Below are 19,181 nucleotides of genomic sequence, written 5' to 3'. Positions count from 1 at the left end.
TATTAAGATACTAATTTTGGCTTGCGCTCATTAGCTTCTGAACGTTTATGAAAATGTAGAACACCATCTTCAAATTTTGAATTTTTCAGCGACTTTCTATCTTCTAAATAGTTATTAGTCACTTGCCATGGAGCATGCTTACCCTGTTTTGGAAGTTCATGGGCCGCACGGCTAATATAACCTGAAGACAATTTACCCATTACAGTATCTTCTTCCATTTCAGTTTTATCACCAGATGGAATCACTTCATCATAGTGATTTTTATCCATATAATTTAACAAGCGACAAATATATTCCGCAGCGATATCAACTTTAAGGGTCCACGATGCATTTACATAACCAATAATCATAGCCATGTTTGGTACATCACTTAACATCACACCGTTATAAAGCATATGCTCAGATGAATTAATTGCTTTCCCATCAATAGTCGCCTGAACACCACCCATAATCTGAACTTGTAAGCCTGTTGCAGAAACAACAATATCAGCATCAAGGTGTTTACCAGATTTAAGTAGAATACCTTTTTCGGTAAATTTCTCAATCTGATCAGTTTCTACGCTTGCTTTACCTTCACGCAAAATTTTAAACAAATCGCCATCAGGTACCACACACAAACGTTGATCCCAAGGGTTATACGAAGGTGTAAAATGCTTCATATCTACCTTACCCTTCAACTGCACTTCAATTGCTTTTAAGAGTAAACGACGAACAGTCTTTGGATGTTTCTGCGATAATGCATAAATAGCGCGCTGCATACCAATATTACGTGCGCGGGTAAATTTATACGCTGTTTCCTCAGACATAAATTTACGCGTTTTTTCATAAACGAAGTCGATAGACGGCACACTAGCAATATACGTTGGTGAACGCTGCAACATAGTGACATGACCAGCGCCACCTTTAGCCATTGCCGGTACTAAAGTAATTGCAGTTGCGCCACTACCAATAATAACGACTTTTTTACCTGTGTAATCTAAGTTTTCAGGCCAATGCTGTGGGTGAATGAGTTGCCCTTTAAATGCATCTTGATTTGGGAAAGAAGGCGCATATCCTTGATCATAATTATAATAACCAGTACACCCTACAACAAAATTAGCAATCCAAGTCTGTTGTTTTTTCTTGCTATCTTCAATTACAACCTGCCATTTTTTTGATTCAGAATCATAATTAGCAGAAAGTACACGATGACCAAAGTGAATTTTTTCTTTTAATTTATATTCATCAATTACTTCGCCTAAATACCCTTTAATAGAAGCACCATCAGCTAATACATTCGCTTTACACCATGGTTTAAAATTAAAACCAAATGTGGACATATCTGAGTCTGAGCGAATGCCTGGATAACGGAAAAGATCCCATGTTCCACCAAAAGATTCACGACGCTCTAAAATTTCAAATTGGCGTTGTGGAGAATTTTTTGATAAATGGGCAGCAATTCCAATTCCTGAGATACCTGCGCCAATGATTAAAATATCAACTTGCTTTTCCATTTTATTTTTATACCCATTGTTGAGAATATAAGTTTATTAAAGCACAATTTTGACAATACACAATGTCAAGTTTGACCGTTTATCCGTTTTTTTATGTCACTTGGGGACATTTTTATAATTTTATTAATTAACAGAAATAAAAAAGACCGGTATAAAACCGGTCTTTTTTGAATAAAATCAATTATTCAGCTGAAGTGTTCACTTCACGATCTACAAGCTCAACGTAAGCCATCGGCGCTGCATCACCAGCACGGAAGCCCGCTTTAAGAACACGTAGATAACCGCCGTTACGTTCTTTGTAACGAGGGCCGAGTACGGTAAATAATTTACCTACAGTTGCAGCATTACGAGTACGAGCAAATGCTAAACGACGATTTGCTACAGTATCGTTTTTTGCTAGAGTGATTAAAGGCTCAGCAACACGACGTAATTCTTTAGCTTTAGGCACAGTTGTTTTGATCAACTCGTGTTCAAATAAAGAATTAGCCAAGTTTTGGAACATCGCTTTACGATGGCTGCTTGTACGGCCTAATTTCACACCACTATTACGATGACGCATGGTGATAGTCCTACTTAATTAACGGCTACGATAGGCAAAACGGTCGTCCATACGAAGACTAGCTGGTGGCCAGTTTTCAAGACGCATACCGAGTTGTAAGCCTTTCGATGCCAAAACATCTTTGATCTCTGTTAACGATTTTTTACCAAGGTTAGGAGTTTTTAACAACTCAACTTCAGTACGTTGAACAAGATCACCAATGTAGTAAATATTTTCTGCTTTCAAACAGTTAGCAGAACGAACAGTAAGCTCTAGATCATCTACTGGGCGAAGCAAGATTGGGTCAACTTCTTCACGAGGCTCTTGAGCAACTGGAGTTTGGTCTTTCTGAAGATCAACAAAAATTGCAATTTGTTGTTGCAAGATTGTTGCCGCTTTGCGGATTGCTTCTTCAGGATCAACCGTTCCATTTGTCTCGAGGTCGATTACCAGTTTATCTAAATCGGTACGTTGTTCTACACGCGCATTTTCAACGGTGTAAGAAACACGCTTAATCGGGCTATAAGAAGCATCTAATTGCAAACGACCAACAGGACGTGTTTCACCTTCAGGGAAACGAGAATCAGATGTTTCATAACCACGACCTTGAGCAACCTTCAAGCGCATTTTTAATGAGCCTGAAGCACTCAAAGTACCTATTAAATGTTCTGGATTAACCACTTCAACATTATGAGGTAAACGAAGGTCAGCAGCAGTAATTTCGCCAGGACCTTGTTTCTCTAATGTTAAATATGCTTCATTTTGATCGAACAGCTTAATAGACAATCCTTTTAGGTTCAGCAAGAGCTCGACGATGTCCTGCTGCAAGCCTTCTAAAGTACTGTACTCGTGCTCGACACCTTCTATCTCAACTTCAACCACAGCAGCGCCAGGTAAAGAAGACAATAGAATGCGACGTAAAGCATTCCCTAGAGTGTGACCAAAACCACGCTCTAAAGGTTCTAGAATCACTTTTGCCGAGGTCCCGCTAACCGCTTCGACCTTGATCGCTTGCGGAGTTAGAAACTCGTTTGCAGTACGCGTCATTATTGCTACCTCAAGGATTATTTAGAATACAATTCTACAATCAAGCTTTCATTGATTTCAGCAGGTAAATCAGCACGATCTGGTGCAGCTTTAAACGTACCTTCAAGCTTAGAATGATCAACATCCATCCAAGCCGGAATACCACGTTGTGCAGCTAACTCAATCGCGTTTTTAATACGCAATTGTTGTTTAGCACCTTCGTGAACCGCAATTACATCACCAGCTTTAACTTGAATAGATGCGATGTTTACACGACGACCATTCAAAGTAATGCTACGGTGACTTACTAACTGACGAGCTTCTGCACGTGTAGAACCAAAACCCATGCGATAAACAACGTTATCAAGACGGCTTTCAAGCAATTTCAACAAGTTCTCACCTGTTGCGCCTTTAACACGAGCTGCTTCTTTATAGTAGTTACTAAATTGACGTTCTAACACACCGTAAATACGACGGACTTTTTGTTTTTCACGTAATTGTAGTGAATACTCAGATTGCTTACCACCGCGTGCCTGACCATGTTGACCAGGTGCTTTGTTAGCTTTTTTAGTTTTGACGTCAAATGGTTTAACGCCAGATTTAAGTTGCAGGTCTGTCCCTTCGCGGCGAGAGAGTTTGCATTTTGGACCAATATAACGAGCCATGAATGTTTCTCCTTACACGCGACGTTTTTTAGGTGGACGGCAACCGTTGTGAGGAATTGGCGTCACATCGGTAATGCTGTTAATTTTATAACCCACTGCGCCTAATGCACGAACCGCAGACTCACGACCTGGACCAGGACCTTTTACAAGGACATCCAGATTTTTCAAACCGTAATCTAAAGCTGCTTTACCAGCAACTTCAGCAGCTACCTGAGCAGCAAACGGAGTTGATTTACGTGAACCACGGAAGCCTTGTCCACCAGAGGTGGCCCAAGCCAATGCATTACCTTGACGATCAGTAATCGTAACAATGGTGTTATTAAAAGACGCGTGAATGTGTGCAACACCTTCAGAGACGGTACGAGTGACCTTCTTGCGTGTGCGAGTATCTTTAGCCATCTTTTAGCTTCCAGAAATCTTACTTTTTAATCGGTTTGCGCGGACCTTTACGGGTACGTGCGTTAGTTTTGGTGCGTTGACCACGGACAGGCAAGCTGCGACGATGGCGAAGGCCGCGATAGCAACCCAAATCCATTAAACGTTTAATGTTCATGGAAATTTCGCGACGCAAGTCACCTTCGGTAGGAACCTTAGCAACTTCTGCACGAATCGCATCGAGCTGAGCATCGTCCAACTCACGGATCTTAGTAGTTTCAGTAATACCAACTGTAGCTAAGATATTCTTAGCAGTATGGCGACCGACACCAAAGATGTAAGTGAGGGAGATAACAGCATGCTTGTTATCCGGAATGTTTACACCGGCAATACGAGCCATTCACTTTCTCCAAAAAGGCAGTAGAGATAATCAACCGCCCCACAAAATCTTGAGGGGCGGATATTAACCCAATTCGCCTACTGAAATCAACAGGTCTTGATTAGATTAACCTTGACGCTGCTTATGACGAGGTTCTGCGCTACAAATTACGCGAATAACCCCATTACGACGGATAACTTTACAGCTACCACAAATTTTCTTTACAGAAGCTTGTACTTTCATGATGAAACCTCTAAGTGCGCTTATCCCTTAGGATGAGCAGTCGTTTTTCTCATTAATGTTTGATTATCATATTGATGAGATGTTAAGTGCGCTTGTAGCTGAGCCATAAAGTCCATAACAACGACAACTACGATTAGTAATGATGTACCACCCAAAGAGAATGGGATCCCAAAAGAACTTTGTAGAATCATTGGCATTAAACAAATGACCGTAATATAAATCGCACCAATAAACGTCAAACGATTAAGAATATGATCTAAGTAACGAGCAGTTTGCTCACCTGGGCGAATACCAGGCACATAAGCTCCGCTGCGTTTTAGATTTTCTGATACTTCCTTAGGGCTAAATACTAAAGCCGTATAAAAGTAACAGAAAAAGATAATTAACGCACCAAAGAGCACCAAATACAAAGGCTGTCCAGGCGACAATACTAAAGCTAAATCTTGTAAGCTACGCTTAATTAATCCAGCATTTGCATCTGCACTTCCTACCCATTGACCAAGACTCGCTGGGAACAATAGTAAAGAACTTGCAAAAATCGCAGGAATCACACCAGCCATATTAATTTTCAATGGCAAATGTGTCTGCTGTGCCGTAAATATACGACGACCTTGCTGCTTTTGTGCATAGTTTACTGGAATACGACGTTGTGCTTTTTCAATAAACACAATCGCAGCCAACACGCCTAAAGACAAAAGACCAAAGATCACAAGACCAATTAAACTTGTCTGACCATTATCTACTGATGAAACTGATTGCATAATTAATTTAGGCAAACCAGAAACAATACCAGCAAAAATAATCATTGAGATACCGTTACCAATACCTCTTTCAGTGATTTGTTCACCTAGCCACATTAAGAACATAGTTCCAGCGACAAGTGATGTAACTGCTGGTATATAAAACTCAAGACCAACTGACAGAGTGATACCCTGACCAATCAAACCTGCGCACATACCAACTGCCTGAACCACTGCAAGCAATAATGTACCCTGACGCGTATATTGATTAATTTTACGCTTACCTTGCTCACCTTCCTTTTTCAAGGCTTCTAGTGAAGGAATTACCGTAGACATTAACTGCACAATAATTGATGCAGAAATGTAAGGCATAATCCCTAAAGCAAGAATAGACATTCGCTCTAAAGCACCGCCAGAAAACATATTGAATAGCCCAAGAATAGTTCCTTGGTTCGCATGAAATAAATTTTCTAACGCAGCATTATTAATGCCTGGTACTGGAATATGCGCTCCTAGTCGAAAGACCAGCAATGCACCGATTAGAAAACTCATCCGGCGAATAATTTCACGATATTTCACGTGAAATGGCTGACCTTTCATCATGTTGACATGACCTGAAGAACTAGGAGACATAGACACTCGAGATTACTCCTCGACTTTGCCGCCAGCTGCTTCAATCGCAGCTTTAGCGCCTTTAGTCAATGCAACACCTTGAACAGTGAATGCACGAGTGATTTCACCAGAAAGTACGATACGAGCACGAATTTGGTCACGACGAACAACATTCGCAGCTTTCAAAGTTTCTAGGCTAACGATGTCGCCTTCAACTTTGTTTAACTCAGATAAACGTACTTCAGCAGTTTTTAAAGCGATTTGGCTAGTGAAACCGAATTTAGGTAAACGACGATAAATCGCTGTTTGACCGCCTTCAAAGCCTGGACGAACGCCACCACTTTTACGTGATTTTTGACCTTTGACACCACGGCCACCGGTCTTACCAACGCCAGAACCGATACCACGGCCTAAACGACGGTTTTCACGTTTTGCACCTTCTGCAGGCGCAAGCTCATTTAAACGCAGAGTCATGGCTTATTCCTCTACACTAACCATATAGTAGACTTTGTTGACCATACCGCGGTTAGAAGGCGTATCTTGCACTTCTACAGTATGACCAATACGACGCAGACCTAAACCTTGTAAGCAAAGCTTGTGATTTTTCAAGCGATGTGAAGAAGATTTAGTCTGGGTAACTTTAATCGTTTTCATGATTGATTACCCTTGAATTTCTGCTACTGATTTACCACGTTTCGCAGCGACTTTCTCAGGAGAAGTCATATCACGCAAACCTTTGAAAGTTGCGTTTACTACGTTAGCAGCATTAGTAGAACCATAACATTTAGCAAGTACGTTATGCACGCCTGCAGCTTCTAGAACGGCACGCATTGCGCCACCAGCGATTACGCCAGTACCTTCAGAAGCAGGTTGCATGTATACACGGCTTGCACCATGACGAGCATTCACAGGGTGTTGTAAAGTAGTACCAGCAAGGTCTACAGTAATCATGTTGCGACGTGCAGCTTCAAGTGCTTTAGAAATAGCAGCTGGAACTTCACGCGCTTTACCACGACCAAAACCAACACGACCATTACCATCACCCACAACAGTTAATGCTGTGAAAGAGAAGATACGACCGCCCTTAACAACTTTGGCTACACGATCAACGGCAACCAGCTTTTCAACAAGACCTTCGTTTTGTTCAACTTTAGCCATGATTAGAACTCCAAGCCGTTTTCACGAGCAGCATCAGCCAAGGCTTTGATACGACCATGATATTTAAAACCAGAACGGTCAAATGCAACTTTAGTTACACCAGCTGCTTTCGCGCGCTCTGCGATTAAAGCACCTACTTTAGTAGCCGCATCTACATTACCTGTAGTACCGCTACGTAAAGATGCATCCAAAGTTGAAGCTTGTGCTAAAACTTTGCCACCATCTGCTGAAATAACTTGAGCATAGATGTGACGCGGAGTGCGGTTTACACACAAACGAGTCGCACCCAATGCACGGATGTGCAAGCGTGTGCTTTTCGCACGACGCAAACGGGTTTGTTTCTTTTCGTTCATAAGAACCTCGCGCCTTATTTCTTCTTAGCTTCTTTACGAAGAATGACTTCATCCGAATAACGAACACCTTTACCTTTATATGGTTCAGGAGAACGATACGCACGGATTTCTGCCGCTACTTGACCTAACAACTGCTTGTTTGCTGATTTCAAAATGATTTCAGTTGCAGTTGGAGTTTCCGCTGTTACACTTTCAGGTAAAGCGTAGTCAATTGGGTGTGAAAAACCAAGGTTAAGGTTTACAACAGTACCCTTAACCGCAGCTTTATAACCAACACCAACTAGCTGCAACTTACGTTCGAAGCCTTCACTAACCCCTTTTACAAGGTTATTCAATACAGCGCGAGCAGTACCAGCTTGCATCCAAGCATCTTTCGATTCTTTAACTGGAGCAAGTTGAAGTTTACCTTCTTCCTGTTTTAGCTCGACCAGCGCATGCAGGTTGAAAGACAACGTACCTTTGCTGCCTTTCACTTCGACCTGCCGGCCGTTCTGAGTAACTGTTACACCATTTGGTACAGTTACTGGGGCTTTAGCCACACGAGACATGAGGAATCACCTATTAAGAAACAAAAGCAATAACTTCACCACCAACGCCCGCAGCACGTGCAGCGCGATCAGTCATGATGCCTTTGCTTGTAGAAACAATTGCAATACCTAAACCTTGCTTAACGCTTGGAAGTTTATCTTTACCGCGGTATTGGCGAAGACCTGGACGGCTTACGCGCTTAACCACTTCGATAACTGGTTTGCCTTCGAAATATTTTAAAGTAATTGTCAAAGTAGATTTTGTCTCTTCTTGAGCAACTTCTACATTTGAAACATAACCTTCTTGTTGAAGAACGTTTGCAATTGCAACTTTCAACTTAGAAGAAGGCATAGAAACAGTTTGTTTCTTAGCCATTTGTGCGTTACGAACACGTGTTAGCATGTCGGCAACGGTATCTTGCATACTCATTTAGTCGCTCCTTACCAGCTTGCCTTAACAACGCCTGGTACATCACCCTGCATTACTGTGTCACGTAATTTGTTACGGCTTAAACCGAACTTACGGAAGTAACCATGAGGACGACCAGTTAAACCACAACGGTTACGAAGACGTACCGGAGATGCATTACGTGGCAATGCTTGTAACTTTAACGTCGCTTCGAAACGCTCTTCTTCAGTTGCGTTTACATTTGCAATTGTAGCTTTTAATTCAGCACGTTTTGCAGCGTATTTAGCAACTGTTTTTTCGCGTTTCAATTCGCGATTAATCATACCTTTCTTAGCCATATCGACCTCTTATTTGAACGGGAAGCCGAATGCACGCATAAGCGCACGGCCTTCGTCATCGGTGCGAGCAGTCGTAGTAATAGTAATATCCATACCACGAATACGATCAATCTTATCGAAATCGATTTCAGGGAAAACGATTTGCTCTTTCAAACCCATTGAATAGTTACCACGACCATCAAATGATTTCGAAGAGAAACCACGGAAGTCACGGATACGAGGGATTGCGATTGAGATCAAACGATCCAAGAATTCGTACATTTGGTCGCCACGTAAAGTAACTTTACAACCAATCGGCCACCCATCACGGATTTTAAAACCTGCGATAGATTTACGAGCAAGTGTAATTACTGGTTTTTGACCAGCAATTAATTGCATGTCGACTACAGCACCATCTAATAATTTCTTATCAGTTGCAGCTGCGCCTACACCCATGTTTAGGGTGATTTTTGTGATGCGTGGAATTTCCATCACGTTCTTAACGCTAAGTTCTTCTTTTAACTTGGCTTTAAGTTCATCATTGTAACGTGCTTTAAGTCTGGCCATCGCCTTTTCAACCTATTACTTCGCTACCGCCACTGATTCACCATTTGATTTATAAACGCGAGTTTTCACGCCATCAATCACTTGGTAACCAACACGGTCAGCCTTCTGGGTTGTAGCATTTAAAATTGCCACGTTTGAAATATGAAGCGAAGCTTCTTGAGTAACAATACCGCCTTCAGCGCCAGTTACACGATTCGGCTTTTGATGCTTCTTCACTAAGTTAAGGCCTTCAACCTTAACGCGGTCTTCAGAAACAGACAATACAGTACCCTGTTTGCCTTTTTCTTTACCTGCGATCACAATAACTTGATCGCCTTTTTTAATCTTAGCCATGATTGCCTCTTATAGAACTTCAGGAGCCAATGAAATGATTTTCATGAACTGTTCAGTACGAAGTTCACGAGTCACTGGTCCGAAGATACGAGTAGCAATCGGAGCTTTGTTGTTGTTCAGGATAACTGCAGCATTATCATCAAAACGGATCACAGAACCATCTGGACGACGAATGCCGAATTTAGTACGAACTACAACCGCATTCATCACGTCACCTTTTTTAACACGTGCGCGTGGGATTGCTTCTTTTACAGTAACTTTAATAATGTCGCCAACAGAAGCATAACGACGATGTGAACCACCAAGTACTTTAATACATTGTACGCGGCGAGCACCACTGTTGTCTGCTACGTCGAGCATAGTTTCGGTTTGAATCATTGCCCTACTCCAAAACCGAGCATCACCGGTCACAATTTCGAAAGGCTCAAAGAGTACTCGAAATTGACCGATGATGCAACAAGAACGTCGAATTACTCAGCAGCTGCTTCAACTACTTCCACTAAAGTCCAAGCTTTAGTTTTAGAAATTGGGCGGCTTTCTTTAATGGTTACAACATCACCAATTTTAGCGACGTTATTCTCATCATGAGCGTGTAACTTAGTTGAACGGCGAATTGACTTGCCATACAACGGGTGTTGAACGCGGCGTTCAATAAGAACAACAATAGATTTATCCATTTTGTCACTTACGACTTTGCCGGTTAACGTGCGGACTGTTTTTTCACTCATTGTCCGTTCCCCTGTTTTTCGGTAAGGAGTGTCTTAATACGAGCAATTGTCTTACGAGCAACTTGCACTTCGTGCGATTTACCCAACTGACCAGTTGCTTTCGCCATACGAAGACGGAATTGGTTAAGCTGTTGCTCATCAAGCAAAGCTTTCAACTCTTCTACCGACTTTTCACGTAAATCTTTAGTTTTCATTACATTACCGTCCGAGTCACGATAGTGGTTTTAAACGGAAGTTTAGCAGCAGCTAAAGCAAATGCTTCACGCGCTAATTCTTCGTTCACACCTTCAATTTCGTACAGGATCTTGCCTGGTTGGATCTGGCAAACCCAGTATTCCACGCTACCCTTACCTTTACCCATACGCACTTCAAGAGGCTTTTGAGTAATTGGCTTATCCGGGAATACGCGAATAAAGATTTTACCACCACGCTTAATACGGCGGCTAATAGTACGACGTGCAGCTTCAATCTGACGCGCAGTCATACGACCACGTTCAGTTGCTTTAATTGCAATCGAACCAAATGATACTGTACTACCACGATGCGCTAGACCAGTATTACGGCCTTTGTGCACCTTACGGAATTTGGTACGTTTAGGTTGCAACATGGATTATTCTCCCTTGTCAGCAGCACGGTCACCGCGACGACCACGACGCTCTTGACCTTCACCACGACCACGACCACGTTTAGCTGGACGATCTTCAGCAGGAGCAGGGTTCATGACTTGTTTCATGCCACCTAAAATCTCGCCACGGAAAATCCAAACTTTAACACCAATCGTACCGTAAGTTGTTTCTGCACGCACAGTTGCATAGTCAATGTCTGCACGCAATGTATGCAAAGGTACACGACCTTCACGATACCATTCAGTACGCGCAATCTCTGCACCACCTAAACGGCCAGACACTTCAACTTTGATACCTTTAGCACCAGCACGCATAGTGTTTTGAACCGCACGCTTCATAGCACGACGGAACATTACACGCTTTTCTAATTGAGAAGCAATTGCTTCAGCAACTAAACGCGCATCTAAGTCTGGGCGATCAATTTCGTTGATACTTACTTGCGCAGGAACACCCATAATGCTAGTAAGTTCGCGCTGTAATTTCTCAATATCTTCGCCTTTTTTACCGATTACGATACCAGGACGAGCTGTGCTAATTGTTACTTTAGCAGCACCTGATGGACGTTCGATAAGAATGTTGCTGATCATCGCATTCTTAAGTTTTTTATTTAAAAACTCACGAACTTGAAGATCTTTAAGCAAGTATTCAGCGTATTGTTTCGGACTCGCATACCAGTTAGCGTTATGACGTTTCACAACACCTAGGCGGATACCGATTGGATGAACCTTCTGACCCATATCAAACCCCTACCTTAACGGTGATGTGACAAGTACGCTTAGTAATACGATCTGCACGGCCTTTAGCACGTGGCATAATACGTTTAAGGCTAACGCCTTCATCAACGTAAATCGTAGAAACTTTAAGATCATCAACATCTAAACTGTTATTGTGTTCAGCGTTTGCAATCGCAGATTCCAATGCTTTTTTTACTAAAACAGCAGCTTTTTTATTGCTGAAGTTTAAAATATTTAAAGCATGCGCAACAGATTTGCCGCGAATAAGATCTGCAACCAAACGTGCCTTTTGTGCCGAGATAGCGGCACCGCGTAATTTAGCAGTTACTTCCATCATGACACCTATTAACGTTTAGACTTCTTGTCAACACCGTGACCACGATAGGTACGAGTTGGCGCGAATTCACCGAGTTTATGACCAACCATATGCTCAGTAACAATTACTGGAACGTGATTACGACCATTATGAACAGAAATTGTTAAACCAACAAAATCTGGAAGGATCATCGAACGACGAGACCAAGTTTTAATCGGCTTGCGAGAGTTACTAGCAACAGCCGCTTCAACCTTAGCGAACAAGTGCGCATCGACGAATGGGCCTTTTTTCAGAGAACGAGGCATTAGTCAGATTCCTTTACTTGACGCGACGGTCGCGAATAATCATCTTAGTCGTACGCTTATTGGTACGTGTCTTGTACCCTTTAGCTTTTTGACCCCATGGGCTTACAGGTTGAATACCTTTATTACGCCCTTCACCACCACCGTGCGGGTGATCAACTGGGTTCATCGCCATACCACGTACGGTAGGACGAACACCACGCCAGCGCGCAGCACCAGCTTTACCCAATGAACGAAGGTTGTTTTCTTGGTTAGAAACTTCACCAATTACAGCGCGGCATTCAACATGAATTTTACGCATTTCGCCTGAACGAAGACGAACAATTGCGTAAGAACCATCACGACCCAACAACTGAACAGAAGCACCAGCAGAACGCGCTAATTGCGCACCCTTACCGATTTTAAGTTCAACGTTATGAAGTGTAGAACCGATCGGCATGTTACGAAGTGGCAAGCAGTTACCTGGACGAATTGGAGCATCGTTACCAGATTGTACTTTATCGCCAGCACGTAAGCCTTTAGGTGCAATGATATAACGACGCTCACCATCAGCATATTTCAACAAAGCAATATGTGCTGTACGGTTAGGATCGTATTCAATGCGCTCTACAACAGCTGGGATGCTGTCTTTATTACGCTTAAAGTCAACGATACGATAGTGTTGCTTATGACCACCACCAACGTGACGAGTTGTAATGTGACCGTTATTATTACGACCACCAGTACGTTTTTTTGCTTCAACCAACGGTGAGTAAGGCGCGCCTTTGTGAAGGTGATCATGAACCACTTTCTCTACAAAGCGACGTCCTGGAGACGTTGGCTTACATTTTTGAATCGGCATAATTTTCGTCCTTATTCCGCTGCGCTTTCAGCGGTATCGCCCAAGTCAGCCATTTCAACATCTTGGCCGGCTTTCAGGGTGACGTATGCTTTTTTAACATCAGAACGACGTCCCAATGTTTTACCAAAGCGCTTAGTTTTACCTTTAGTAATAGTAGTGTTAACTTTAACAACTTCTACGCCAAAAAGTTTTTCAACTGCTTTTTTAACTTCAAGTTTAGTAGCATTAATATCCACTTTAAATACTTGAACGCCAACAGTATCACCTAAAACTTGTGCCTTTTCTGAGAAGACTGGTCCTTTAAGGACTTGATAGATACGTTCGTTGTTCATCCGAGTTCTACCTCAATTTTCTTAGCAGCAGCTACAGACATAACAACTTTATCAAACGCGATCAAGCTTACAGGATCGATTGCAGTTGCATCCACCACATCTACATGCGGAAGGTTGCGTGCTGCAAGATATAAGTTCTCATCTACAGCTTCAGTAACGATCAATGCACGAGCGGCATTTAAATCGCCAAGCTTAGCAAGCAATTCTTTAGTTTTTGGAGCTGCAATAGCAAACTCTTCAACCAATACAAGACGATCTTGGCGAACAAGTTCAGCTAAGATACATTGCATTGCACCGCGGTACATTTTGCGGTTTACTTTTTGAGACCAATCTTGTGGACGAGCAGCAAAAGTTTTACCGCCACCAACCCAGATAGGGCTACGAGTAGAACCCGCACGAGCACGACCAGTACCTTTTTGACGGAATGGTTTTTTACCACCGCCAGAAACGTCTGCACGTGACTTCTGAGCACGAGTACCTTGACGACCACCTGCTAAATAAGCAGTAACAACTTGGTGTACAAGAGCTTCGTTAAATTCACGTCCGAAAGCAACTTCAGACAATTCAACAGCAGAGCCGGAAACAGTTTTCAAATTCACGGTATTTCCCCTCAGGCCTTGATGGTAGGACGTACAATCACGTCACCGCCAGTTGAACCAGGAATTGCACCTTTAACAACTAAAACAGAACGTTCAGCGTCAATAGATACGATTTCAAGACCTTGTACTGTTACGCGTTCATCACCTAAGTGACCAGCCATTTTTTTGCCTTTGAACACGCGACCAGGAGTTTGGTTTTGACCTGTAGAACCTAATACACGGTGAGAAACTGAGTTACCGTGAGTAGCGTCTTGGGTACGGAAGTTCCAACGCTTAACACCGCCTTGGAAACCTTTACCTTTTGATTGACCAGTTACGTCAACAACTTGACCAACTGTGAACAAATCAACACCAATAGTACCGCCAACTTCACGACCTTCAAGCTCAGCTTCAGTAACACGGAACTCTTTAACCAAACGACCAGCAGCAACACCAGCTTTCGCAAAGTGACCTTTCTGAGCGTTAGTTACGCGAGATTCGCGACGTTCACCAGTAGTTACTTGAACAGCTTGATAACCATCAGTTTCAAGTGTTTTGATTTGCGTAATGCGGTTTGGATCGACTTCGATGACTGTAACAGGTACAGAAACACCTGCATCTGTAAAGATGCGAGTCATACCACATTTGCGACCGACTAAACCAATAGCCATGTGCATAAACCTCTAAAAAAGCGGCCTAATTAACTTAAAAGTTAATCAACCGAAAGCCTTAACCCAAAGCGATCTGAACATCAACACCAGCCGCAAGATCTAATTTCATCAATGCATCAACAGTTTTATCTGTAGGTTGAACGATGTCGATCAAACGTTTGTAGGTGCGGATTTCGTACTGGTCACGCGCATCTTTGTTAACGTGCGGTGAAGTAAGAACGTTGAAGCGTTCGATGCGAGTAGGCATCGGAATTGGACCACAAACTTGTGCGCCAGTACGCTTAGCGGTTTCTACGATCTCTTGAGCAGATTGATCAATCAGACGATGATCAAAAGACTTCAAACGGATACGAATTCTCTGGTTAGACATACCAGTAAACTCCAAGCCAAACATATAAAGAATCACCCTTGACGCATCTCACCCATTGGTAAGTGTCAAAGGCAGTGAAAATCACTAAGGTCATGATCGATGCCACGACTGTAATGCACATTTACCACTTTCTTCGCAGTAAATGCCCCTCCTATTGAGGGTCGCTCATTATAACGATTGTTTAAGTCTTATGCAATTCTCTTTTTCTATTTTCTCCACAAAACCTGCTTTGATCGAGCATTCAGAGTTCATCTAGGCATTTATTACAAACTCAATAGCTTTATTTAGGAGTTGATTACCTTGCTCAAATTTTTGTGCTTCTGAATACTGTAGTTCACGTGTAGATTGGACATATTCTCCGTCAAAAATAGATAACTCCTCTTCATCTTCAAGTAACAACGCTAAAGCTGCTGGTGTCATCTCTGGATGAAACTGAAAACCAAGCACATTTTTTCCAATCTGATACATCTGATTGCGACAAGCTCTATTCTCCGCCAAGTGTATAGCGCCTTTAGGTATTTCAAATGTCTCACTATGCCACTGCATAACATTTATCTTTTCAGGTAACGGAAAGCTTTCTTGAGGTAAATTTGCAACTCTCTGGACCGTTGACCAGCCAAGCTCCTGATAGCGATTACGGCTCACCGCTGCACCCAATGCATTAGCAATCAGTTGCCCCCCTAAACAAAGACCAATAGCAGGCTTTCCTGCTGCCAAATAACGGCGCAACCATCTTTTCTCTATCTTTAGCCATGGAAAATTTGCCTCATCATTTACACTCATCGTTCCACCCATAACCAGTAACAAATCAACTTCTTCGATTCTAGGCAAAGCCTCTATTTCAAGTGATCGATCAACCGGAAGTGCAAAAAACTCCGTAGAACTAATGGTCGCGTGATGAGCTTTTAAAAATGAGTAACAACTTCCAAATCCCTCACCTGCAATATGTTGAAAATAGTGAACTCGTAAATGCGACTTCATGCGCTTAAACCTATTGTTGTTAGAATGTTGTAGTGGTCTTTGCAAAAATAAAGCCAAGTTTTTATTTTATGGCTCTACTGTAACGAAACGTCTTATAAAACTTCGTAAATCTAGCGAAGAACTTAAATTTCTCTTAATCTAACTTTATTATCAAAAATGCAACGCACTATGAAAAAGCATAACGACTTCCAGACTCGCCTCATTCACGCACCAAGAAAGGCTCCGCAATTTATCGAAACAGTGCAACCACCCTTATTTCGTGCATCCACTATTATTTTTAAGTCAACCTCGCACCTTTTTGATCGCCATTGGACTGATGATTACGACTATAGCTATGGCACGCATGGCACCCCCACCACCTTCACCTTAGGCGACAATATTGCACAAATTGAAGGTGGGCTGCATTGTTTGCTTGCACCGAGTGGCCTATCAGCAATTAATGTGGTGAACTCAGCATTTTTAAGCACTAATGATGAAGTATGGGTCCCAGACAACATTTATGGACCTAATCTAGAACATTTAAATCATCTACAAAATCAATATGGCGTTATTGTTAAAGTATATAACCCTATTGACGCTTCAAGTTTTCAACCGACTGAAAAAAGCAAACTATTATGGTTGGAGGCTGCGGGTTCGGTTACTTTAGAATTCCCTGATCTTAAAAATCTAGTCAAAAAAGCTAAAAAACATGGTGTATTAACAGCTTTAGATAACACTTGGGGAGCTGGGCTTGCGTTTAATGCTTTTAATTTTTCAGATGAGCACTTATCAGTTGACTTAACCGTCCATGCTCTAACGAAATATCCGAGCGGTGGCGGTGACATCTTAATGGGTAGCATTGTAACTCGTGATGATAAACTCCATCATCGTCTGTTCCGTACACATGCCATTTTAGGTATTGCAGTTTCAGGAGATGATGCAGCTCAAGTCCAACGCAGTCTTGCTCATATGTCTTTACGCTATGAACAACAATCAGCCAATGCTCAAACTTTACTTAAATGGCTAAAAGACCAACCTCACTTTGCACAAGTTCTACATCCAAGTGATGAGACCGCCCCAGGCAATCAATATTGGCAAGAAATCTGCACAAATGGTCAAAGTGCTGGCTTAGTCAGTGTTATTTTCAAACCAGATTATGATATTACCGCAGTACGTCGCTTCTGTGATGCATTAGAGTTATTTAAGCTCGGTTTTAGCTGGGGAGGACCAATTAGTCTGATCATGCTTTATGATTTAAAAATGATGAGAAAACTTGAGAATACACATTTACAACAAGGTTTATTAGTTCGCTTCTGTATAGGACTGGAAGATCCGCAAGATTTAATTCAAGATATCGAAAATGCACTGAAACAACTGTAAAAACGACAACATTATAGTGGCTCGAACTAAAGGATAAAAATATATGGGTACACCGATTGTTATTGCTAAAAATCTTAATGACACATCAAAAGAAATTGTTTTGCTTTCTCAGTTTGCTAACCGCCATGGCCTGATTGCAGGTGCAACAGGTACAGGTAAAACAGTTACTTTAAAAGTTCTAGCAGAAAGTTTCTCTCGAATCGGCGTTCCTGTATTTCTTGCCGATGCTAAAGGCGATGTTTCGAGTCTCGCAAAATCAGGTGAGGCTTCAGATAAGTTTAATGAACGTCTAAAACTATTACAGATTGATAGCGTTCCTTTTGCTGCTAACCCTGTCGTTTTCTGGGATCTGTTCGGCCAACAAGGCCACCCTATTCGCACTACTATTTCTGAGATTGGGCCAATTTTATTGGCTCGTATGCTCAATTTAAATGATACTCAAGAAGGTGTATTAGCTGCAGTTTTTCGAATTGCGGATGATCAGGGCCTACTGTTAGTAGACTTTAAAGACCTAAAAGCCATGATCACCTTCGTTAGTGAACATGCAGCAGAGTTTAAAGCAGAATATGGCAATTTATCTCCGGCTAGCTTAGGTGCTATTCAGCGTAACTTGCTTGCTCTTGCCGACCAAGGTGGAGAACAATTTTTTGGTGAGCCGGCTTTAAACATTCTGGACTTTATACAAACCGATGCAAATGGACATGGTTATATCAATATTCTTGCTGCTGACAAGCTCATGAATACGCCTAAGTTATATGCCACCTTCTTGTTATGGATGCTTTCGGAGTTATTTGAACAGCTTCCAGAAGTTGGCGATATGGACAAACCAAAACTCGTGTTTTTCTTTGATGAGGCTCACTTATTATTTGACAATGCCAGTCAAGCATTACAAGAAAAGATTGAGCAAGTTGTACGCTTAATTCGCTCTAAAGGTATTGGCATCTATTTTATTACTCAGAATCCACTCGATTTACCAGAAAGTGTTCTCGGTCAGCTTGGCAATCGCATTCAACATGCGCTACGTGCATTTACCCCTAAAGATCAAAAAGCAGTAAAAACCGCAGCAGATACTTTCCGTGCCAATCCAAACTTTAAAGTTGATGAAGCCATTACCGAACTGGCTGTTGGTGAGGCGCTAATTAGTTGTCTTGATGAACAAGGTACGCCACAAATTGTAGAACGTGGCTGGGTGATGCCTCCTTACTCTGCTTTTACACCAATCACTCCAGAAGAGCGTCAAACTCTAATCTCAAAAAGTATTATTGCTGGTATTTATGAACAAGCTGTAGATCGTGATAGCGCTTATGAAATGCTACAAAATAAAGTCGCTGAACGTGAGCAACAACAACAAAATACCGAACTTGCTAAACAACAAGAAAAAGAGCAAGAAACTTTAGCAAAGCAGCAAGCAAAGGAACAAGAGCGATTAGCACGTGAACAGCAAAAAGAAGAAGAACGAGCAGCACGTGAACGAGCCAAGCTTACGCAAGATATTGTGGGTACTTTTGCAAAAAGTGCTGCACGCAGTCTAGGAGGAAGTACAGGTCAAAAATTAGTAAGGGGCCTGCTTGGTTCACTATTTGGCAAATAACTTTCTTCGATATATCA

At 42.0% G+C, this 19,181-nt stretch carries 31 protein-coding genes and 1 pseudogene; 2 read left to right on the top strand and 30 right to left on the bottom strand.

The genetic code is table 11. The annotated features are described in order from the left end of the window. Nucleotides 1-2: 2 nt before the first annotated feature. The 30 genes and pseudogenes from ASF86_RS12820 to ASF86_RS12675 form a co-directional block, all read right to left on the bottom strand. On the bottom strand, nt 3-1,493 hold the full coding sequence (locus tag ASF86_RS12820; RefSeq protein WP_056482635.1) for a flavin-containing monooxygenase: 1,491 nt from the start codon (nt 1,491-1,493) through the stop codon (nt 3-5). Between the two features lie 181 nt (nt 1,494-1,674). Beyond that, a complete protein-coding gene (gene rplQ, locus ASF86_RS12815) occupies nt 1,675-2,052 on the bottom strand; it encodes a 50S ribosomal protein L17 (protein ID WP_002049717.1) in 378 nt (125 codons plus the stop codon). An 18-nt stretch (nt 2,053-2,070) separates the two neighbouring features. Continuing rightward, a complete protein-coding gene (locus ASF86_RS12810; protein WP_003653641.1) occupies nt 2,071-3,078 on the bottom strand; it encodes a DNA-directed RNA polymerase subunit alpha in 1,008 nt (335 codons plus the stop codon). 17 nt (nt 3,079-3,095) lie between these two features. Continuing rightward, nucleotides 3,096-3,722 carry a 30S ribosomal protein S4 gene (gene rpsD, locus ASF86_RS12805; protein ID WP_003653643.1) on the bottom strand — a complete coding sequence of 209 codons (627 nt, stop codon included), beginning with the start codon at nt 3,720-3,722 and terminating at the stop codon, nt 3,096-3,098. Between the two features lie 12 nt (nt 3,723-3,734). Then, nucleotides 3,735-4,121, bottom strand: coding sequence for a 30S ribosomal protein S11 (gene rpsK / locus ASF86_RS12800; RefSeq protein ID WP_001040166.1), 387 nt, complete (start codon nt 4,119-4,121; stop codon nt 3,735-3,737). Nucleotides 4,122-4,140: 19 nt separating this feature from the next. After that, complete coding sequence (gene rpsM / locus ASF86_RS12795) at nt 4,141-4,497, bottom strand: 30S ribosomal protein S13 (protein WP_004789609.1); 357 nt, start codon at nt 4,495-4,497, stop codon at nt 4,141-4,143. 105 nt (nt 4,498-4,602) lie between these two features. After that, nucleotides 4,603-4,719, bottom strand: coding sequence for a 50S ribosomal protein L36 (gene rpmJ / locus ASF86_RS12790; protein ID WP_000867907.1), 117 nt, complete (start codon nt 4,717-4,719; stop codon nt 4,603-4,605). 20 nt (nt 4,720-4,739) lie between these two features. Further along, entirely contained in the window at nt 4,740-6,059 is a 1,320-nt protein-coding gene (secY, locus tag ASF86_RS12785; RefSeq protein WP_171252345.1) for a preprotein translocase subunit SecY, read from the bottom strand. A 45-nt stretch (nt 6,060-6,104) separates the two neighbouring features. Next, nucleotides 6,105-6,545, bottom strand: a complete 441-nt coding sequence (rplO, locus tag ASF86_RS12780; protein WP_056482629.1) for a 50S ribosomal protein L15 — start codon at nt 6,543-6,545, stop codon at nt 6,105-6,107. A gap of 3 nt (nt 6,546-6,548) precedes the next feature. Beyond that, nucleotides 6,549-6,725, bottom strand: a complete 177-nt coding sequence (rpmD, locus tag ASF86_RS12775) for a 50S ribosomal protein L30 (RefSeq protein ID WP_003653652.1) — start codon at nt 6,723-6,725, stop codon at nt 6,549-6,551. A 6-nt stretch (nt 6,726-6,731) separates the two neighbouring features. Continuing rightward, complete coding sequence (gene rpsE / locus ASF86_RS12770; protein WP_003653653.1) at nt 6,732-7,229, bottom strand: 30S ribosomal protein S5; 498 nt, start codon at nt 7,227-7,229, stop codon at nt 6,732-6,734. Between the two features lie 2 nt (nt 7,230-7,231). After that, nucleotides 7,232-7,582, bottom strand: a complete 351-nt coding sequence (gene rplR, locus ASF86_RS12765) for a 50S ribosomal protein L18 (protein WP_003653654.1) — start codon at nt 7,580-7,582, stop codon at nt 7,232-7,234. Nucleotides 7,583-7,596: 14 nt separating this feature from the next. Then, nucleotides 7,597-8,130, bottom strand: coding sequence for a 50S ribosomal protein L6 (gene rplF / locus ASF86_RS12760; RefSeq protein ID WP_003653655.1), 534 nt, complete (start codon nt 8,128-8,130; stop codon nt 7,597-7,599). Nucleotides 8,131-8,143: 13 nt separating this feature from the next. Continuing rightward, the gene (gene rpsH, locus ASF86_RS12755) at nt 8,144-8,539 is read right to left on the bottom strand and encodes a 30S ribosomal protein S8 (RefSeq protein ID WP_003653656.1); all 396 of its coding nucleotides are present in this window, start codon (nt 8,537-8,539) and stop codon (nt 8,144-8,146) included. An 11-nt stretch (nt 8,540-8,550) separates the two neighbouring features. Beyond that, on the bottom strand, nt 8,551-8,856 hold the full coding sequence (gene rpsN / locus ASF86_RS12750) for a 30S ribosomal protein S14 (RefSeq protein ID WP_003653657.1): 306 nt from the start codon (nt 8,854-8,856) through the stop codon (nt 8,551-8,553). 9 nt (nt 8,857-8,865) lie between these two features. After that, complete coding sequence (gene rplE, locus ASF86_RS12745) at nt 8,866-9,402, bottom strand: 50S ribosomal protein L5 (protein ID WP_003653658.1); 537 nt, start codon at nt 9,400-9,402, stop codon at nt 8,866-8,868. 15 nt (nt 9,403-9,417) lie between these two features. Further along, complete coding sequence (rplX, locus tag ASF86_RS12740) at nt 9,418-9,735, bottom strand: 50S ribosomal protein L24 (RefSeq protein ID WP_002116820.1); 318 nt, start codon at nt 9,733-9,735, stop codon at nt 9,418-9,420. Between the two features lie 9 nt (nt 9,736-9,744). Continuing rightward, nucleotides 9,745-10,113 carry a 50S ribosomal protein L14 gene (rplN, locus tag ASF86_RS12735; RefSeq protein WP_001982634.1) on the bottom strand — a complete coding sequence of 123 codons (369 nt, stop codon included), beginning with the start codon at nt 10,111-10,113 and terminating at the stop codon, nt 9,745-9,747. Nucleotides 10,114-10,205: 92 nt separating this feature from the next. Continuing rightward, nucleotides 10,206-10,463 (bottom strand): 30S ribosomal protein S17, encoded by a 258-nt coding sequence (gene rpsQ / locus ASF86_RS12730; RefSeq protein WP_001291845.1) that lies wholly within the window; start codon nt 10,461-10,463, stop codon nt 10,206-10,208. Further along, nucleotides 10,460-10,657 carry a 50S ribosomal protein L29 gene (gene rpmC, locus ASF86_RS12725; protein ID WP_000849928.1) on the bottom strand — a complete coding sequence of 66 codons (198 nt, stop codon included), beginning with the start codon at nt 10,655-10,657 and terminating at the stop codon, nt 10,460-10,462. Before rpmC ends, rpsQ begins: the two co-directional genes overlap by 4 nt. Continuing rightward, on the bottom strand, nt 10,657-11,070 hold the full coding sequence (gene rplP / locus ASF86_RS12720) for a 50S ribosomal protein L16 (protein ID WP_002049688.1): 414 nt from the start codon (nt 11,068-11,070) through the stop codon (nt 10,657-10,659). Before rplP ends, rpmC begins: the two co-directional genes overlap by 1 nt. Further along, nucleotides 11,010-11,826, bottom strand: a pseudogene (rpsC, locus tag ASF86_RS12715) (30S ribosomal protein S3). Before rpsC ends, rplP begins: the two are co-directional and overlap by 61 nt. 1 nt (nt 11,827) lies before the next feature. Beyond that, nucleotides 11,828-12,157, bottom strand: coding sequence for a 50S ribosomal protein L22 (gene rplV, locus ASF86_RS12710; protein ID WP_004639524.1), 330 nt, complete (start codon nt 12,155-12,157; stop codon nt 11,828-11,830). An 11-nt stretch (nt 12,158-12,168) separates the two neighbouring features. Then, nucleotides 12,169-12,444 carry a 30S ribosomal protein S19 gene (rpsS, locus tag ASF86_RS12705; protein ID WP_001138119.1) on the bottom strand — a complete coding sequence of 92 codons (276 nt, stop codon included), beginning with the start codon at nt 12,442-12,444 and terminating at the stop codon, nt 12,169-12,171. 13 nt (nt 12,445-12,457) lie between these two features. Then, complete coding sequence (gene rplB, locus ASF86_RS12700) at nt 12,458-13,282, bottom strand: 50S ribosomal protein L2 (RefSeq protein ID WP_004789629.1); 825 nt, start codon at nt 13,280-13,282, stop codon at nt 12,458-12,460. An 11-nt stretch (nt 13,283-13,293) separates the two neighbouring features. Continuing rightward, nucleotides 13,294-13,614, bottom strand: coding sequence for a 50S ribosomal protein L23 (rplW, locus tag ASF86_RS12695; RefSeq protein ID WP_003653662.1), 321 nt, complete (start codon nt 13,612-13,614; stop codon nt 13,294-13,296). After that, nucleotides 13,611-14,213 carry a 50S ribosomal protein L4 gene (rplD, locus tag ASF86_RS12690; protein ID WP_003653663.1) on the bottom strand — a complete coding sequence of 201 codons (603 nt, stop codon included), beginning with the start codon at nt 14,211-14,213 and terminating at the stop codon, nt 13,611-13,613. The genes rplW and rplD overlap by 4 nt, the downstream gene beginning before the upstream one ends. An 11-nt stretch (nt 14,214-14,224) precedes the next feature. Next, complete coding sequence (gene rplC / locus ASF86_RS12685) at nt 14,225-14,863, bottom strand: 50S ribosomal protein L3 (protein WP_004639526.1); 639 nt, start codon at nt 14,861-14,863, stop codon at nt 14,225-14,227. A gap of 58 nt (nt 14,864-14,921) precedes the next feature. Beyond that, nucleotides 14,922-15,233, bottom strand: a complete 312-nt coding sequence (gene rpsJ / locus ASF86_RS12680) for a 30S ribosomal protein S10 (protein WP_000070912.1) — start codon at nt 15,231-15,233, stop codon at nt 14,922-14,924. A gap of 252 nt (nt 15,234-15,485) precedes the next feature. Further along, nucleotides 15,486-16,214, bottom strand: a complete 729-nt coding sequence (locus ASF86_RS12675; protein WP_005038489.1) for a type 1 glutamine amidotransferase — start codon at nt 16,212-16,214, stop codon at nt 15,486-15,488. Between the two features lie 168 nt (nt 16,215-16,382). Here ASF86_RS12675 and ASF86_RS12670 point away from each other — a divergent pair, with 168 nt between their 5' ends. Both ASF86_RS12670 and ASF86_RS12665 read left to right on the top strand, forming a co-directional pair. Next, the gene (locus ASF86_RS12670) at nt 16,383-17,573 is read left to right on the top strand and encodes a PLP-dependent transferase (RefSeq protein WP_056482626.1); all 1,191 of its coding nucleotides are present in this window, start codon (nt 16,383-16,385) and stop codon (nt 17,571-17,573) included. Between the two features lie 43 nt (nt 17,574-17,616). Further along, nucleotides 17,617-19,164, top strand: coding sequence for a helicase HerA-like domain-containing protein (locus ASF86_RS12665; RefSeq protein ID WP_056482623.1), 1,548 nt, complete (start codon nt 17,617-17,619; stop codon nt 19,162-19,164). The last annotated feature ends 17 nt before the right edge of the window (nt 19,165-19,181 follow it).

This window comes from Acinetobacter sp. Leaf130 (assembly GCF_001423205.1).
Taxonomy (GTDB): Bacteria; Pseudomonadota; Gammaproteobacteria; order Pseudomonadales; family Moraxellaceae; genus Acinetobacter; species Acinetobacter calcoaceticus.
The sequence above is the reverse complement of the archived record's forward strand: the minus strand, read 5'-3'. Positions and strand labels throughout refer to the sequence as shown.

Bases quoted from the DNA above. Each gene is read 5' to 3' on its own strand.
- ASF86_RS12820 (WP_056482635.1), bottom strand. From the start codon at position 1,493: ATGGAAAAGCAAGTTGATATTTTAATCATTGGCGCAGGTATCTCAGGA.
- rplQ (WP_002049717.1), bottom strand. From the start codon at position 2,052: ATGCGTCATCGTAATAGTGGTGTGAAATTAGGCCGTACAAGCAGCCAT.
- ASF86_RS12810 (WP_003653641.1), bottom strand. From the start codon at position 3,078: ATGACGCGTACTGCAAACGAGTTTCTAACTCCGCAAGCGATCAAGGTC.
- rpsD (WP_003653643.1), bottom strand. From the start codon at position 3,722: ATGGCTCGTTATATTGGTCCAAAATGCAAACTCTCTCGCCGCGAAGGG.
- rpsK (WP_001040166.1), bottom strand. From the start codon at position 4,121: ATGGCTAAAGATACTCGCACACGCAAGAAGGTCACTCGTACCGTCTCT.
- rpsM (WP_004789609.1), bottom strand. From the start codon at position 4,497: ATGGCTCGTATTGCCGGTGTAAACATTCCGGATAACAAGCATGCTGTT.
- rpmJ (WP_000867907.1), bottom strand. From the start codon at position 4,719: ATGAAAGTACAAGCTTCTGTAAAGAAAATTTGTGGTAGCTGTAAAGTT.
- secY (WP_171252345.1), bottom strand. From the start codon at position 6,059: ATGAAAGGTCAGCCATTTCACGTGAAATATCGTGAAATTATTCGCCGG.
- rplO (WP_056482629.1), bottom strand. From the start codon at position 6,545: ATGACTCTGCGTTTAAATGAGCTTGCGCCTGCAGAAGGTGCAAAACGT.
- rpmD (WP_003653652.1), bottom strand. From the start codon at position 6,725: ATGAAAACGATTAAAGTTACCCAGACTAAATCTTCTTCACATCGCTTG.
- rpsE (WP_003653653.1), bottom strand. From the start codon at position 7,229: ATGGCTAAAGTTGAACAAAACGAAGGTCTTGTTGAAAAGCTGGTTGCC.
- rplR (WP_003653654.1), bottom strand. From the start codon at position 7,582: ATGAACGAAAAGAAACAAACCCGTTTGCGTCGTGCGAAAAGCACACGC.
- rplF (WP_003653655.1), bottom strand. From the start codon at position 8,130: ATGTCTCGTGTGGCTAAAGCCCCAGTAACTGTACCAAATGGTGTAACA.
- rpsH (WP_003653656.1), bottom strand. From the start codon at position 8,539: ATGAGTATGCAAGATACCGTTGCCGACATGCTAACACGTGTTCGTAAC.
- rpsN (WP_003653657.1), bottom strand. From the start codon at position 8,856: ATGGCTAAGAAAGGTATGATTAATCGCGAATTGAAACGCGAAAAAACA.
- rplE (WP_003653658.1), bottom strand. From the start codon at position 9,402: ATGGCCAGACTTAAAGCACGTTACAATGATGAACTTAAAGCCAAGTTA.
- rplX (WP_002116820.1), bottom strand. From the start codon at position 9,735: ATGGCTAAGATTAAAAAAGGCGATCAAGTTATTGTGATCGCAGGTAAA.
- rplN (WP_001982634.1), bottom strand. From the start codon at position 10,113: ATGATTCAAACCGAAACTATGCTCGACGTAGCAGACAACAGTGGTGCT.
- rpsQ (WP_001291845.1), bottom strand. From the start codon at position 10,463: ATGAGTGAAAAAACAGTCCGCACGTTAACCGGCAAAGTCGTAAGTGAC.
- rpmC (WP_000849928.1), bottom strand. From the start codon at position 10,657: ATGAAAACTAAAGATTTACGTGAAAAGTCGGTAGAAGAGTTGAAAGCT.
- rplP (WP_002049688.1), bottom strand. From the start codon at position 11,070: ATGTTGCAACCTAAACGTACCAAATTCCGTAAGGTGCACAAAGGCCGT.
- rplV (WP_004639524.1), bottom strand. From the start codon at position 12,157: ATGGAAGTAACTGCTAAATTACGCGGTGCCGCTATCTCGGCACAAAAG.
- rpsS (WP_001138119.1), bottom strand. From the start codon at position 12,444: ATGCCTCGTTCTCTGAAAAAAGGCCCATTCGTCGATGCGCACTTGTTC.
- rplB (WP_004789629.1), bottom strand. From the start codon at position 13,282: ATGCCGATTCAAAAATGTAAGCCAACGTCTCCAGGACGTCGCTTTGTA.
- rplW (WP_003653662.1), bottom strand. From the start codon at position 13,614: ATGAACAACGAACGTATCTATCAAGTCCTTAAAGGACCAGTCTTCTCA.
- rplC (WP_004639526.1), bottom strand. From the start codon at position 14,863: ATGGCTATTGGTTTAGTCGGTCGCAAATGTGGTATGACTCGCATCTTT.
- rpsJ (WP_000070912.1), bottom strand. From the start codon at position 15,233: ATGTCTAACCAGAGAATTCGTATCCGTTTGAAGTCTTTTGATCATCGT.
- ASF86_RS12675 (WP_005038489.1), bottom strand. From the start codon at position 16,214: ATGAAGTCGCATTTACGAGTTCACTATTTTCAACATATTGCAGGTGAG.
- ASF86_RS12670 (WP_056482626.1), top strand. From the start codon at position 16,383: ATGAAAAAGCATAACGACTTCCAGACTCGCCTCATTCACGCACCAAGA.
- ASF86_RS12665 (WP_056482623.1), top strand. From the start codon at position 17,617: ATGGGTACACCGATTGTTATTGCTAAAAATCTTAATGACACATCAAAA.